Genomic DNA, 15,266 nt, shown 5'->3' with positions numbered 1-15,266 from the left:
GGGTTAGCTCGGTCAGTTTTCGTTGGCTAGTAAAAGCAACGATAAGTCGAGAAGCCCCCACTTCAATCAAACCGTAAGGTTGATAAGTGGAGGGTAGTTCACTTTCTAAATAAAGGATAAAAAAAATGAAAAACTATTAGCTGAAGCTTATCAAAAAGGAGATCTCAATACCATCAGCAAATTAAATTTGGCTTTTCAAGATTTTCAAAGAAACGTTCAATTTTATAGAGCAGTAAGATACGCTATTGGAATTTTAAAAATATATTCAAAGGATTACGATAAGCGAGTTAATAAACGAAATAATCGAAACCTGTTGATACTTGATAAACCGATTAACAACCATGATGAATCTTCTGCAACACCAATGGTAGATCTTATTCAAGATTCGCGTCAAGAAGAAGAGTTATTCAAAATCCTGCTACAAAGTAATGCTTTTGACTTTAAAAACGAACGTTTGGAAAGGGCTTTCTTTCCCCTTCCCTATAAACAGCGGCGATTATTAGAACTAAAATACGTAGAAAACTACAGTCAAAGGGAAATCTCGAACATAATTGGCCAAACAGAGAAAAATATCCATTATTGGCATAAGAAAACCATAAAACAACTTCAAAGTCAGTTGAGTCTTTAAATTGGCGGTGATAAAGTGGGGAAAAGACGTGATACAGAAAAAGAAATTGAAAGGATATTGAAATTAATCGAGCCTAAGAAAAAATACTATTTAAGGGAAACTAACGTAAATGAACGAGACGATCTATCCCAAGAATTGGACATATTGATTTATCAAAAATTGGAAACATATCTTGATAAAGAGCCTTTAACTTTTTTTCAGTATTTAAAGGAGAATGAAGCCAAATGGAAGAAGAAAGAATAAAAAAGAGGCCTTCTCAAAAGTTGGCAAATGGATGATAAGATTCCATCTTCTTTAAACACTGTAATCATGGGTTGTTGAAAATTTTAAGATTCAATTGTTTACAATTGCGATATGCATCTTTTTCTAATGAGTCTTGTGAATTTTGTGATCTTTACTGTCCAATAACATAAGTAAAGAAACGTTCTCCCAGTGGAGGTAAATTTTGGATTTGCCAGATGAAACAGCCCATTATCTTAGGGCTTGAGCAAAATTCCTAGATTTGGAAAGGTCGCTAACAGCTTTGGCAAAAAAATATAATGCAAGCGTTTTACAACAAATCCAGGGGAGACCAAGTCAAGTATTATCGCAAATGGGTTCTTTTAAAGTTCGAGACAGAGCTTGCTGACAAATGGGGTACAAACTCAGAATTGGATACGTCCAGCAAGTCCTGTCTCATGAACCAGGGGAAAAGAACTGTGCCTTCGTACACAAAACCACCAAGACAACTGCCTTGGTGATATCAATAAACAAAGCTAAAATAAAGAAAAATCAAGATCAAGCAAACAGTACCAACTTTTTGCCTAGCTGCAACTTTTTTATAAAATATCTATGATAAGGTAAACAAAGAAATAAAAGGCTAAGATGAAAAAAGAAATATGGACATGATCGAAAGTTGCGAATAAAAGAACCGGTAGAAAGATCAAAAGCCAAATATAAGTACTCCTCCATATTTTAATAAACTTTTCCATAAGTTCCCCCTATATAAAAGGTATTTCCTTTTTTCTAATGTTTCTGCACCCCATCCCAAAACTCCTGCTAAATTTCGCGAACAAGGATGTCTGTTTCGCCACACCATCACTGATTTAAAAAAAAACAAGCCCCCCCTTTGAAAGCCGTAAAACAGGTGGAAAGGTCCCTGCCATTTGCTTCCGCATCGTAAACATGATCGAACGTGCATGCAAGTTTACTTCCTGGAAAAGATTACGGCCGGCTAATGCATTTGGAGCAGCCGGCCGTTGTTATCCTGTTTCCTATTCCTTAACGTATAGAGCCTCAGGCACTTTATCTAAAAGCGGTGTAACCGGACCGTTGCTGACAAGGGCGAGGTGGTGCATTGCCCGCGTTCCGACGGTGTATAGCAGGGTGCGTTCTGCTTCATCTTTATACACAGACGCCGAAGCATCGAGCACGATGACGCTGTCAAATTCCAGCCCTTTCGCAAGATAAGACGGGATCAGGATGATGCCTTCCGGAAGATCGCTGTATTCTTTTTCAATAAAGGTCAGATCCAGTTCTTCCCGCAATGTTTCATACGCTTCGGCACACTGTTTCTGTGACTTGCCGATGATCGCAACTGTATGGCTATCTTTTGCATATTTTTTCGCAAACTGTACAACTTTTGCCAAAGCTTCTTCGTTGCCGCGGGCCGCCGCGACAACCGGCAAATCGCCTTCACGTTCAAACCATTCAATCTTCTCCCCGCCCGCTAAAATTTCTTTCGTAAAGCGGGTGATCTGGGCAGTCGAGCGGTAACTTTTCGTCAAGTATACGACCTGCGCTTTTTCTTCGCCGAAAATCTCCTTGATCAGCTCCATCTGCGAACGGCCGCTTGTGCCGAATATGGACTGGTTCAAGTCACCAAGCATCGTAAACTTGCTGTACGGGAACAAATAGCGCAAATAGGCAAGCTGGACCGGCGAATAATCCTGGATTTCATCAATAAACACATATTTGATCGAACTGCTCGTTGCTTTGCCTGTCAAAAGGTCAAAGAGATACAAAAACGGCACGGTATCTTCATAGGGCAGCCAGCCTTCGCGGAAAGCGGCGCGCGTTTTTGCATCAAGCCGTTCTTCCGCACCGGGAACAAATTCTGGTCCGCGCCGTAAAAAATCCAGATACTGGGCACGGATATGGAGATAATGGAACGTTTTAATTTGTTTCCGGATCGAGCTGAAGCGGCGGTTGACGATTTTACGCGCTAAAAATTCTTTTTCATCATCGGCCCCGCTGAACGCATCATTGTTCTTGCGCGATTTGCGCTCGGCATATTGATGGGCGGCAAGATAGGCTTCCGTCCCGAGCAGTTCCATTTCTTCTTCCACCCATGGCTTTTTCCGCTCTTCTTTTGCAATCTGTTCCAGTTCTTTCAGCAGCTTTTTGCTGACAAGCTGAAACCGGTTCGGCAGCGAGTAGCTTTGATCATAGGCATAAAACATCTCCGCAATTTTTTCCTTCGGCACGATCGTCTCGCCTTTAAAACGGATATCGCGGAAAATGATGCCGCCGTTTAAAAGTTTTTCCGCATAATCCCGAACGGCATGGAAAAATGCAAGGCTGCCTTTGATTCGTGCTTCTTTCCTGTTTTCGGCTTTGCCTTCGAGCGCTTCTTCCATTTGCTCGAGCAGGCTTTCGACTTTTAGCTTTTTGCCAGCGCGTGCCTGGGCAAACTCCAGGAAAGTCGTCTGCTGCATATTGTTTTCCCCGAGCTCCGGGAGCACTTTTGACACATAATGATTAAACAGCTGGTTCGGCGAAAATAAAACAATTTGCTCGGAATGGAGCGAATCGCGGTACCGGTACAGCAAATACGCAATCCGCTGCAGGGCAACCGATGTTTTTCCGCTTCCGGCGGCCCCTTGCACGAACAGAAGATTGCTTGAAACATCACGGATAATCCGGTTCTGCTCTTTCTGAATCGTCGCCACAATATTTTTCATATGGGTGTTTGCGTTTGCCCCAAGCATTTCCTGCAGCATTTCATCGCCGATCGAGATCCCGGTATCAAACATCGCTTCAATATGGCCGCGCCGGATTAAAAACTGCCGTTTCAAATCCATGATGCCTTCGCGCCTGCCGTCCGGCGCCTGGTACGAAACCGGGCCGGGCACCCCGTCATAGTAAATACTGGAAATCGGCGCACGCCAATCGTACACGAGATACTCATCCTCATCCCGGTAGGAAGCAATACCGATGTAGATGGGCTCGGAAGGTTCCCCTTCTTCATGAAAATCGACGCGGGCAAAATACGGCGAATAAATGAGGCGGTCCAGTTTTTTCACGTCTTTTTCCATATGCCCGTAGCTCCGTTCGCGTTCAGCAAGCAGTTCTGCCTGCTGGCGGACGCTCGCCGATGTTTCCACGACATCATCCGGCTCATCGAGGTTCACCGTTACGTCTTCCCAGAACGTATTGCGGATTTCCTGTGCCTCGCCGCGGACAGCCCTTACTTTGGAAAGCAGTGTTTCTTTTTCCTGCTTCATTTTTTCAATTGTATAATCAACGCGTTTTTGTTCCTTTAACCATTCTTCATCATGTGGCATAAAACCGGCCCCTTCCTGACAAGTAAGAGTATAGAAAAACTTTCTTCAAATGCATTGGCATAAAGCAGCACATTCCAACCAGCCGGGAAAAACGCGGCCCCTTAAGCCAATAAATTTGACAATCGTCATTGGAAGATGCTATAATTAAGGTGGTAAAATGTATATTGCACCATCCATTGCACTCCGCATTTTAGTATACCACGTTTCTGCCTGTTTTTCCAATGTCTGGTCTGTTCTCATGTTTTTTCTTAGAAGACCGCATGATCTATCATCTTGCCATTCTTTTTCTCCATTTCCCTTTTTCAAGCATAAAGTGATTCACGCTGGCAAAACCTATCCGTAATACTGTTTGTTGGAGGTTGCTAACGTGGAAAATCCAGTACTGACCATTGTCGTTCCCTGTTACAACGAAGAGGCTGTTTTATACGAAACGGAACGCCAGCTGACGGAAATGGTGTATTCCTTGATGAACGAAGGCCTGATCAGCCCGAAAAGCAACATTTTGTTTGTGGATGACGGCAGCCGTGACCAAACATGGCCGATGATTGAAGAAATCACAAGGAAAAACCGGCTTGTCAAAGGATTGAAGCTTTCGCGCAATTTCGGGCACCAAAAAGCGCTGCTTGCCGGGCTTGAAAAAGCAAAAGAAGCGGCCGACTGCGTCATTTCCATCGATGCCGATTTGCAGGATGACATCTCGGTTATGCGCGAATTTCTATTAAAGTTCCACGACGGCTGTGACATTGTATACGGCGTGCGAAAAAAGCGCGAGAAAGATACCTTTTTTAAAAGAGCGACTGCCCAGGGGTATTACCGGGCAATGAAAAAACTCGGCGTCGATCTCGTATACAATCATGCAGATTACCGGCTGATGAGCAAGCGTGCGCTGGAGGAGCTTTCCCGCTTTCCCGAGCAAAATTTATTTTTGCGCGGCGTAATGCCGTTAATCGGCTTGCAAACGGCTGAAGTGCTTTATGACCGGAAAGAACGGGCAGCCGGCGAGAGCAAGTATCCGCTCAAAAAAATGCTGGCGTTTGCCTTTGACGGCCTTACTTCTTTCAGTGTGGTGCCGATTCACTTTATTACCCTTGTCGGTTTGTTTACTTTTTTATCAAGCACCATCGCCGGCTTGTATGCACTTTTTGTAAAAATTTCCGGCCATGCGGATGACGGCTGGGCTTCGATTATCATCTCCATTTGGTTTTTAGGCGGCTTTATGTTGATGAGTATGGGGTTAATCGGCGAGTATATTGGTAAAATTTACCAGGAAACAAAAAGGCGTCCGCGCTACACGATTGCGCAGGATGCACAGCAGGAGACAATCAGCCAGCAATTGTTGCGGACACAGCAGGATTCGGCAAAAAGGATTAATTGACAAGCCTGTTGTCGCTTTTTACGTCGTATCAGAAGCGGTGGTTGGCTTGTTCCACCCCGCCGCTTCCTTCTATCTCGCTTTTTTGGGAAGCCGTGTTTTCGTATGCGGCAAAGCACCTCGGTGAACGCGTAAACACGGGCTTCTTTTCTTTCAGATCATTTTACGAAAAGCAGCCGTAAAAATCGCAGTTTTTCAATCCATGATCTTACCAGCCTGTAAGAACCGGAACCAAACGCAGGCGTTACCTCAAGTGCAAAAAAGCGAAAGGCACACATCATCCTTTCGCTTTTCCTGCTTAAAATGGAATCACCCCAATCGCCAATGCCACAATGATCATAACGAGGGCCGATGCGCACGCCCATTTTAAGAAAGCACGCTGCAAATCGCCAAACTCGGCGCCGACCATGCCGACCAGCAAATAGGTGGACGGGACGAGCGGGCTTAGCAAATGGACCGGAAGCCCGAGCAGCGATGCCCTGCCAATTGCCTCCGGGCTAATGCCGTACGCTGCAGCCGCTTTCGCAACGAGCGGGAGAACCCCGTAATAAAACGCATCATTGGACATGAAAAAGGTAAACGGTGCACTGATGACTGCTGTGATGACGGCAAAATGCGGGCCCCATGCAGCCGGAACGTGCGTGATCAATGTATTTGCCATTGCGTCAATCATTTTTGTCCCGGACAAAACGCCTGTAAAAATCCCGGCTGCAAAAATCATCCCCACAACCGACATCGCATTTCCGGCGTAGGCGGCCACCCTTTCTTTCTGGACATCCATATTCGGATAGTTCACCATCGCTGCAATGGCAAAACCGAGCATAAACAAAACCGCTGCCGGCAGCACTTCCATAATGAGCCCAACAAGCAGTGCAATCGTCAAAAGGCCGTTGAACCAAATCAGTTTCGGGCGCTTTAATTCATTCCCCTCACCGACTGCAACGGCTGCAGCCTGTTCCAAAAATGCCTCATTTTCTGTACGGATGATTCCCAGCCGTTTTCTTTCTTTCCGCCCGAGGTAAAAAGCAAGGAAAAAGACAAATAGCAAACCGCCGATCATAGACGGAATCACCGGCGTGAACAGATCTGACGTCCCGAGGCCGAGCGCGCTCATTGCCCTGGCTGTCGGGCCGCCCCATGGCAGCAGGTTCATCACGCCTGATCCGGAAACGGCAATGCCCGCAAGCACGAGCGGTTTCATGCCGATCCGCTGGTAAAGCGGCAGCATCGCGGAAATGGTAATCATATAGGTGGTTGTGCCGTCCCCGTCTAGCGATACCAAAACGGCTAAGACCGCTGTCCCGATTGCAATTTTGAGCGGGTCCCCTTTTACGAGTTTTAATATTTGCGAGATCACCGGGTCAAATAACCCCGCATCGATCATGAGCCCGAAATAGAGAATCGCAAATAAAATCATAATGCCGGTCGGCGCGACGCTTGTAACCCCGTCGATCGCCATCTTCCCGATTCCCTTCCAAAACCCGCCGATTACTGCAAAAATGACCGGAACCACCATTAACGCAATCATGGCGGAAAGCCGCTTGGTCATGATCAAAAACATGAAAACAATAATCATCAAAAATCCCATGAATGCCAACACAACAGCCACCCCTTCGTTCGTTTCTTTCAGTTTACCCAACAAAGCAAATATTGTAAGCGATTTCAAAATTAATGATATAAAATCTATTTTGATGATTTTGTTCATTTTGTTCACGAAAAAAAGGGGGGCATGGCCGGCGCTTACCTATCAAACGGATGAAACAAGGTAATATTTCCGCTCCGGCCTGCCGACGATGCCGTATTCGACTTCTGCCCTGCACGTCCGGATGGAAACCAGGTATTCCAAATAGCGGCGGGCGGTTGTCCGGGAGGCGCCGATTTTTTCGGCGACCTGTTCAGCGGACTGCCCCTGGTCCGGAACCAGCACCGCTTTTACTTTGCTCAGCGTAATCGCATCAATCCCTTTCGGCAGCTCCGTTTCCTGCGTCCCCGCTTCCCGGCGCGGCGCCCCGAACAGCGAATCGACCCAGGCCTGGTCCACCGTACCCGCTGTTTCCAGGAGGCGCTTTTTATCCAGATACTTTTCGACCGCCTCCTTAAACTGCTTGAGTGAAACCGGCTTGATCAAATAATGTTCCACCCCATAATGAAGCGCCTTTTCGATAAAATCCTTTTCCGCAGCGGCTGTAATCATCATAATGTCAAGATGCGGCGCCAATGCCCGCAGGCCGGGAAGCAGGTCAACGCCGAGCCGGTCAGGAAAATACACATCAAGAAGCAAAAAATCCGGGGATTTCTCCTCCACAAGCGCCAGCGTTTCTTTTGCATTCAGGGCTTTGCCAACCACTTCGAAACAAGGGAACTCTGCCAGAAATTTTTCATGGACAAGCGCCACCCGGAAATCATCCTCGGCGATCACCGCTTTTATTGTTTTCAACTGTCGACACCCTTTCTTTTCGGCACATAAACTGTAAAAACCGTTCCTTCCCCGGGGTGGCTGTGGACTTCAATGAAACCCCCGAGTTCTGACACAGCATGGGCGGCATTGGATAAGCCAAACCCTCTGTTCGCTTCTTTTGTTTTTGTCGTAAAACCCCTTTCAAAGATATGCCTGAGGACCGCTTCTTCCATCCCGGGCCCGTTATCGCTGATTTCAAATACAATGTCATCCCCCATATCCGTTGCAAAAAACAAGACGGCCGGAGGATCTGTTTTCCCTGCTGCTTCAAAAGCATTGTCGAGCAGATTGCCGAGAATGACAATCAGCCGCATCACATCGATTTGCTTTGGCAACCTTTCTAAAGAACTGTTCGGATCAATATCAAAACGAATCTTTTTTTCGGATGCTTTGCCGAGTTTGCCGAGCAAAACCGCCTGGACTTTCATATCTTTTATCTTTTCAAAAACACGGGCGTGCTGGTTTTTCAAGGATGCCGTCTCTTCCCGGATAAATTCATTTGCGTCTTCATATGCCCCAAGCTGCAGCAGCCCCGAAAGAACATGCAGCTTATTTGCGTATTCATGGGACTGGGCCCGCAAATCTTCCGAGTATTTGCGGACTTCGCTCAATGTATTGGCCATTCGTTCAATTTCAGAACGGTCGCGGAAAGAAGCGACCGCTCCTTGCACTTGTCCCCGTTCATCGTGAATCGGAGTGCTGTTCACGATGAGCGTCTGGTCTTTCCATACCATTTCCCGGTCCATTTGCGGCTTGCCGGATTTTAACACGGCGTAAAAAATGGAAGCCGGTATCAGCCTGTCAATCTTTGTACGCCTGACTGATCCGCCAATATGCAGCATTTTTTTCGCCGGCTGGTTCATGGTGGTGACAAACCCTTCCCGGTCCACAGCAATAATCCCTTCTTTGACCGCATGTAAAATGGCCCGCTTTTCTTTGTAAAGCGAGGCAATTTCGAACGGTTCAAGCCCCATTGTGTCTTTGCGGATATCCCGGGCAAGCAGCACGCTTCCGATGATGGCCTCGAAAAAAGCGAGCAGTGCGACTCCGGCAACTTTCATCATGTGGATGTTGGTCTGCCGGTTCACATCGCTCAGCATAAATCCGACCGATACGATGCCAATAATGTTTCCGCTCCGGTCGCGTACCGGTGTTTTCCCTCTTAATGACGGGCCAAGCGATCCTTTTGCGCTTGAAATATAGGATTCCCCTTTCAAAATGGCCCGTTCATTATCACCGCCAACCATCTTTTTGCCAATCCGGCCCGGGAGCGGATGGGAGTAGCGGATCCCTTCCCTGTTGCCGACAACGATAAACTCGGCGCCGGTTTCTTTGCAGATTTTTTCCGCAAGCGGCTGGATCGTGTCGGACGGATCCTTGCTTTGGAAAGCGTCCACGACATCCGGCATTGCCGCCACCGTTTTGGCAATATTTAACGCCAGGCGCCCTTCCTGTTGTTCGATTTGGCGCTGCTCCAGCATCATAAAATAACCGGAAAGCGCGCCGATGATCAAAAAAGACAGGAGCAGCACAAGCCCAAGTATTTTTGTCTGCAATGAAACTTTCCTTTTGCGCATCCCCATCCCCCGCCAAACAGGATTTATCTCCATTTTACATGATTTTTGGAAATGTTGCGGCAAAAAAGGAATGATGCACTGAAACGGGTGCCCTGCCCAAGCAAATTAAAAGCCGCCGGGAATGTCCCGGCAGCTGGAAAAAAGCGGATATGCCCGCCCTCTATTATTTTGCTGCAGCCTGTTCGTAAACCCCCTCTTCGTACGGCTGTCCATAAGCATGTTCGCCGTGCAACGTGATATCAAGGCCTCTTTTTTCCGATTCTTCATCAACGCGGATCGGCATAAACAATTGGATCGCTTTGATGATAATAAAGGAGGCAATGCCGACGAAAATATAGGTGGACACAATGGCGACGAGCTGCTTCCAGACGAGCGACGGATCGCCGTAGAACAAGCCGTTTGCGCCGGCGGAGTTGACCGCTTTGGAGGCGAACAGTCCGGTTGCAATGCCGCCCCATGTGCCGCCGATACCGTGAATGCCGAATGCATCCAGCGTATCATCATAGCCGAGTTTCGATTTCAAATACGTGACGCCCCAGAAGCAGACGATGCCGCCAACCAGGCCGATCAAAATCGATGCCATTGGTGTTACAAACCCGGCTGCCGGTGTGATCGCTACGAGCCCTGCAATGCCGCCCGAGATCGCACCTGACAATGTCGGCTTTTTATTGACAATCCATTCCACCGCGGCCCAGCCGATTAACCCGCAAGCCGCCGCTGTATTGGTATTGATGAAAGCATACATGGCAACTTCGTTTAACGATAAGGCACTTCCGACGTTAAATCCGAACCACCCGAGCCAAAGGAGGCTGCCGCCGATCAGGACAAGCATTAAGTTATGCCGCCCGGTTTCGGATTCTTTCCGTTTGCCGAGTACAAGCGCGAGGATGAGGGCCGCCACGCCGGAAGAAATATGAACCACATTGCCCCCTGCAAAATCGAGTGCGCCAAGGTTGCGGATCCATCCGCCGACGCCCCATACCCAGTGGGCAACAGGCGCATATACGAGCACGCACCATAAGGAAATGAAAATCAAGTATGCCGAAAACCGCATCCGCCCGACAAAACCGCCTGAAATGATGGCAATGGTTAAAACCGCAAACGTCATTTGGAACATCATGAATAAGTTATGCGGAATCGTCGCGCTGTAATCTGCATTCGGTTTAAAGGTGACATCGTGCAGCCCCGCCCAGCTTAAATCGCCGAGAATCGCGTTGCCGCCGGTTGAAAATGCCAGCGAGTAACCAACAAGAATCCATAATACCGATACAATGCCAAGCGAACCGAAGCTGTACATCGCGGTGCTTAGAACGTTTTTGCTTTTCACCATCCCCCCGTAAAACAGCGCAATCGCAGGTGTCATAACCCAAACAAGCGCCGTCGATACAAACATAAAGACCGAATCTGCAGGAACCATTTGCCTCTTCCTTTCTTATGTTAAATTTTATAACGTATCTTTGTTATATAAATTATCATATGTGATGTCAGCTATTTTTTCAATACTTTTTCGTTAATTTTTTTAAAATTTTTATATTTCTTGTCAGGTTTTCTTACAAACCTGTCAGAATGCGCTTTCAGTGCACAAATCATTACAGATGGGGGCTGTTTTCCTCCTGCAAGCTTTTAAAATGATTGGTACATCCTAAAATGTGGTACAATCTGTCTGTAAAACTCCAAAGAAAGAAGGGAATTGAATGAACCCGTTTACGTTTTATAACCCGACTGAACTGATTTTCGGAAAAGGGCAGCTCGAAAAGCTCAATGAAAAAATTGACCAGCTTGGCAAACGGATTTTGCTTGTATATGGCGGCGGCAGCATCAAACGTTCCGGCTTGTACGATAAATTGCAGGCGATTTTTGAGAAAAAAGCCTGCCATGTGCGCGAACTTGCGGGTGTTGAACCGAATCCGCGCCTGTCCACTGTTAAAAAAGGCATCTCCCTGATCCGCGAAAATGAACTCGACTGGATTCTTGCTGTCGGCGGCGGCAGCGTCATCGACTGCTCGAAAGCAATCGCAGGCGGCGCCCTGTATGACGGCGATGTATGGGATTTTTACGAAAGAAAGGCAAAAGTGGAAAAAGCGCTTCCGCTTGGCACTGTGCTGACGCTGGCTGCGACGGGTTCAGAGATGAACAGAGGCTCCGTTATTACGAACTGGGAAACACAGCAAAAACACGGAGCGAGCATGACTTTCCCGGCGTTCTCGATTTTAGACCCAGAAAATACGTTTACCGTGCCGCGCAACCAGACTGTTTACGGCATTTCAGATACGCTCTCGCACGTATTTGAGCAATATTTTTCGCATACAACAGAAATTCCGTTGCAAACCGGCTTTGCGGAAACGATTATGAAAACCGTGATCGAAAATGCGCGCAAAGTGCTGCAAAACCTTGAGGACTATGATGCACGCGCAAACTTAATGCTGAGTTCCACTTTTGCTCTTAACGGCCTGCTTGCGGCCGGCGTGGAAACCGACTGGGCAACGCACTCGATTGAACATGCCGTCAGCGCTGTTTACGATATCCCGCACGGCGGCGGGCTTGCGATCATCTTCCCGAACTGGATGAAGTATGTATATAAAGAAAATATCCCACGTTTCAAACGGTTTGCCGTTGAAGTATGGGGTGTGGATCCTGAAGGCAAAACGGACGAAGAAACGGCTCTCGCCGGCATTGATGCAGTCCGTGCTTTCTTTAACGAAATCGGCGCGCCAAGCCGGCTTGCAGATTACAATATCGGCGATGACAAGCTCGGCGTCTTGGCGGAAAAAGCTCTGCCATTCGGCCCAATCGGCAACTTTCGAAAACTGGGCAAAGAAGATGTGCGGGAGATTTTGAGAATGAGCTTGTAATAAGAAAAGGATGTCCTATATAGGACATCCTTTTCTTATTGACGGGGCCTGCGAAATGAGGGGTTATCATCTTTAAAATACTCGCACCCCACTTCCGAATCAGCAGAAATTCTGGACAAAGCGGCGGCCCGTTAGAAACCGACCAAGCAAAGGAGCCCAGTCAGGAAGCAGCCTTCCCAACGGGTTGCAGTTACTCCAGCACTTCTTTATATACTTTATTTTCCCGCATCAAAACCGGGTACAAAACCAGGCCGATAACAAACAGCCCGATGCCGAGGAAGAATGTTTTTAAATCGGCAGTGCCGGTGATGATGACCCATATCGAATAAACCAGCGCAATGCCGGTAATGATGCCGTCCGTTGTGCGCGCGCCAAGAGACGTATAAGTTTCCCCAGCTGCCACCAGCTTCAACTGGTAAATAACCGATACAAGATACGGGATCAAATACGCCAGTGTTGCCACAACAATGGCAAAATCATATGCTTCCGAAATGGTGTCCGATACAGTGGAAAATAAAAAGATTTGCGTCATCATATTCGTTACCAATAACGAACGGGACGGCGATCCTTTTCTGTTCGTTTTCCCGAAAAATGCCGGAAAAAGTCCGGACTTTGCCGCCTGGTACGGCACTTCGGAGCTGACAATAATCCAGCCTACCGTGGAACCGAACAAGGAAATGAGCGCCAGTGCGGCTAAAATATACTGGCCGTTTGCACCGAGCACCTGGCCGAGCGCATCGACAAGCGGCTTATGCGAGACGCGCAGTTCAGCCTGGGACAAAGCGCCCATTGTCAGCAGGGTAATGCCGACATAAATCAAGATCGAGATCAAAAGGCCCAGAAGTGTTGCCTTTTTCACATCTTTTTGTGATTTGGCGCGGTTTGACAGCATCACCGCCGATTCTATCCCGATAAACGCCCACAATGTGGAGATGGCGCCGCCGTTAATTTGCCCGAAGAGAGAAACGGCGTGGCCGTCCGCATCGGTAAAAGCTTTCGCATTGCCGAAGTTCGCGGCATCGAATGCAAAAACGGTAATGACGATAAACATCATAAAGCCGAGCACTTTTGTGACCGTCGCCACAAGATTCATTTTTCCGCCGCTGTTAAAGCTATGCGACAGGATCCATTGAATCCCCCATAGCATCACTGTACACACGGCAAATGTCAAAAATTTCCCGTCCTCCATTTGGAAAGATCCGAGCGAAAACAAGATTTTCGTGCTTTGCATAATCGGGAAAAATGTCGTTAAATAACCCGCAAACGAAATAATGACGGAAGCCGTTGCCGCCCAGTTGGCTGCCCAGTAGCCCCATGCCATACTGTAGCCGGCGACCCGGCCGGCCTGCTTCGATTTAAAAAGCGACTGTGCGTAGCTTTGCGGCCCTGCTTTCAGTTCCGGTTTCCGGATGGCCAGGTTTCCGAACACGAGCGCAATCATCAAAACGCCAAAGCCGGTCAGAACCCATGCAAGTGTTGAACCGAGCGCCCCGGCCTTATTTGCGAGATTGGCCGGCAGCATGAAGACCCCGCCGCCTACCATATTGCCAACAACGAACGTGGTTAAAGTCCAAAGTCCCCATTTTTTATTCATGTATATTCACCCTCTGTGTTGGTTTGGTTTCGCTCCATTTCATGTCATTATTTTAACGTATTTCTTTAGTTTGATAAAGTGATAAATTACTAATGTGGTAAAATTATAGTCTGGTAAGAAAAGGAATTCGACAGGAAGCCTGGAAGCGCACAAACCAAAACTGGCAAGATGCCAGGCCAAGATCAATTGGCAATGCTGCGGGATGAAGAGAAAAGGAAACGCAAACCGATCCCGGAAAAAACCTGATGCCCAAGCTTGCGGCCGGGCCAAAAAAAAGCGGCAAATCAGGTGATTTATTTGTATTTTTCCATTAAAATGAATATATAGAATGGACTTAACTTTTCAATTCCGAAACGGGAATCAATCAGGCTTGCCGTTTTATACGGCAAAAGTTTTAAATCCTATATTTCTTTCATTGCCAAGTTTTCACTATAAGGAGTATAATAACAGTAATCCGGTCATCTGATGATTGGCCTAATACTTTAAGAAGGTGAATATTGTGAGAGTGAGTTTGTTCATCACTTGCCTTGTCGATATGTTCAAAGCGGACGTCGGGAAAGCAATGGTGGAAGTGCTGGAGCGGCAGGGCTGTGAAGTTGATCTTCCAAAAGGCCAGATCTGCTGCGGGCAGCCGTCCTATAACAGCGGTTATCTGGAAGATACAAAGCCTGCGATGAAACAAATGATGAAAGCGTTTGAAAACGCAGATTACGTCGTATCCCCTTCCGGCTCATGCGCATACATGTTTAAAGAATACCCGGAAATTTTTGCGGGCGACCCGGTGTGGGAACCAAAAGCAAAAGCGCTCGCTGCAAAAACATACGAATTTACACAATTTCTCGTGGATGTATTAAAAGTGGAAGATGTCGGGGCAAGCCTGCACGCAAAGGCCACCTACCATCCATCATGCCATATGACGCGCCTGCTCAAGGTAAAAGACGCGCCTATGAAACTGTTAAAACATGTGGACGGCCTTGAATTTGTGCCGCTTCCTAATGCATTGTCATGCTGCGGATTCGGCGGCACATTTTCCGTGAAAATGAGCGAAATCTCCGAGCAAATGGTGGACGAAAAAGTGGAGCACGTCGAAGAAACCGGCGCCGACGTTTTAATCGGCGGCGACTGCGGCTGTTTAATGAATATTGGCGGCCGGATGACGCGTAAAGGAAAACCGATAAAAATTATGCATATTGCTGAAGTTTTGAACAGCAGGGATTAAAAAACGGCAAAGGGGTGAAAA

The 15,266-nt window shown here is 47.4% G+C and carries 11 protein-coding genes; 5 read left to right on the top strand and 6 right to left on the bottom strand.

Features of this window, described 5'->3' with window-relative positions; genetic code table 11:
* Nucleotides 1-109 precede the first annotated feature (109 nt).
* Together IC21_RS02570 and IC21_RS02565 are read left to right on the top strand one after the other, a co-directional pair.
* Nucleotides 110-628, top strand: a complete 519-nt coding sequence (locus tag IC21_RS02570; RefSeq protein ID WP_080588398.1) for a sigma-70 family RNA polymerase sigma factor — start codon at nt 110-112, stop codon at nt 626-628.
* 15 nt (nt 629-643) lie between these two features.
* Nucleotides 644-871, top strand: coding sequence for a hypothetical protein (locus IC21_RS02565; protein ID WP_029142167.1), 228 nt, complete (start codon nt 644-646; stop codon nt 869-871).
* Nucleotides 872-1,881: 1,010 nt separating this feature from the next.
* On the opposite strand, the gene helD is transcribed toward IC21_RS02565, so the two are convergent.
* The gene (helD, locus tag IC21_RS02555; protein ID WP_029142168.1) at nt 1,882-4,173 is read right to left on the bottom strand and encodes an RNA polymerase recycling motor HelD; all 2,292 of its coding nucleotides are present in this window, start codon (nt 4,171-4,173) and stop codon (nt 1,882-1,884) included.
* Between the two features lie 367 nt (nt 4,174-4,540).
* On the opposite strand from helD, the gene IC21_RS02550 reads away from it, so the two are divergent.
* Nucleotides 4,541-5,548, top strand: a complete 1,008-nt coding sequence (locus tag IC21_RS02550; RefSeq protein WP_029142169.1) for a glycosyltransferase family 2 protein — start codon at nt 4,541-4,543, stop codon at nt 5,546-5,548.
* A gap of 295 nt (nt 5,549-5,843) precedes the next feature.
* On the opposite strand, the gene IC21_RS02540 is transcribed toward IC21_RS02550, so the two are convergent.
* The 4 genes from IC21_RS02540 to IC21_RS02525 all read right to left on the bottom strand — a co-directional run bounded on the left by IC21_RS02540 (nt 5,844) and on the right by IC21_RS02525 (nt 10,997).
* Complete coding sequence (locus tag IC21_RS02540) at nt 5,844-7,145, bottom strand: CitMHS family transporter (RefSeq protein WP_029142171.1); 1,302 nt, start codon at nt 7,143-7,145, stop codon at nt 5,844-5,846.
* A gap of 147 nt (nt 7,146-7,292) precedes the next feature.
* Nucleotides 7,293-7,982, bottom strand: a complete 690-nt coding sequence (locus tag IC21_RS02535) for a response regulator (RefSeq protein ID WP_013858249.1) — start codon at nt 7,980-7,982, stop codon at nt 7,293-7,295.
* The gene (locus tag IC21_RS02530) at nt 7,979-9,580 is read right to left on the bottom strand and encodes an ATP-binding protein (RefSeq protein WP_029142173.1); all 1,602 of its coding nucleotides are present in this window, start codon (nt 9,578-9,580) and stop codon (nt 7,979-7,981) included. Before IC21_RS02530 ends, IC21_RS02535 begins: the two co-directional genes overlap by 4 nt.
* 163 nt (nt 9,581-9,743) lie before the next feature.
* Nucleotides 9,744-10,997 (bottom strand): ammonium transporter, encoded by a 1,254-nt coding sequence (locus IC21_RS02525; protein WP_029142174.1) that lies wholly within the window; start codon nt 10,995-10,997, stop codon nt 9,744-9,746.
* 277 nt (nt 10,998-11,274) lie between these two features.
* Here IC21_RS02525 and IC21_RS02520 point away from each other — a divergent pair, with 277 nt between their 5' ends.
* Nucleotides 11,275-12,432 carry an iron-containing alcohol dehydrogenase gene (locus IC21_RS02520; RefSeq protein ID WP_029142175.1) on the top strand — a complete coding sequence of 386 codons (1,158 nt, stop codon included), beginning with the start codon at nt 11,275-11,277 and terminating at the stop codon, nt 12,430-12,432.
* A gap of 190 nt (nt 12,433-12,622) precedes the next feature.
* On the opposite strand, the gene IC21_RS02515 is transcribed toward IC21_RS02520, so the two are convergent.
* Nucleotides 12,623-14,026, bottom strand: a complete 1,404-nt coding sequence (locus IC21_RS02515) for an amino acid permease (RefSeq protein ID WP_029142176.1) — start codon at nt 14,024-14,026, stop codon at nt 12,623-12,625.
* Nucleotides 14,027-14,525: 499 nt separating this feature from the next.
* On the opposite strand from IC21_RS02515, the gene lutA reads away from it, so the two are divergent.
* Nucleotides 14,526-15,245: a lactate utilization iron-sulfur protein LutA gene (gene lutA / locus IC21_RS02510; RefSeq protein WP_029142177.1), complete on the top strand. Its 720-nt coding sequence runs from the start codon at nt 14,526-14,528 to the stop codon at nt 15,243-15,245.
* Nucleotides 15,246-15,266: the final 21 nt, after the last annotated feature.

The sequence above is a fragment of the Heyndrickxia coagulans DSM 1 = ATCC 7050 genome (genome assembly GCF_000290615.1).
Classification (GTDB): Bacteria; Bacillota; Bacilli; order Bacillales; family Bacillaceae_C; genus Weizmannia; species Weizmannia coagulans.
Note: the sequence above shows the minus strand (reverse complement) of the source record. Positions and strands in the feature narration are given on the sequence as shown.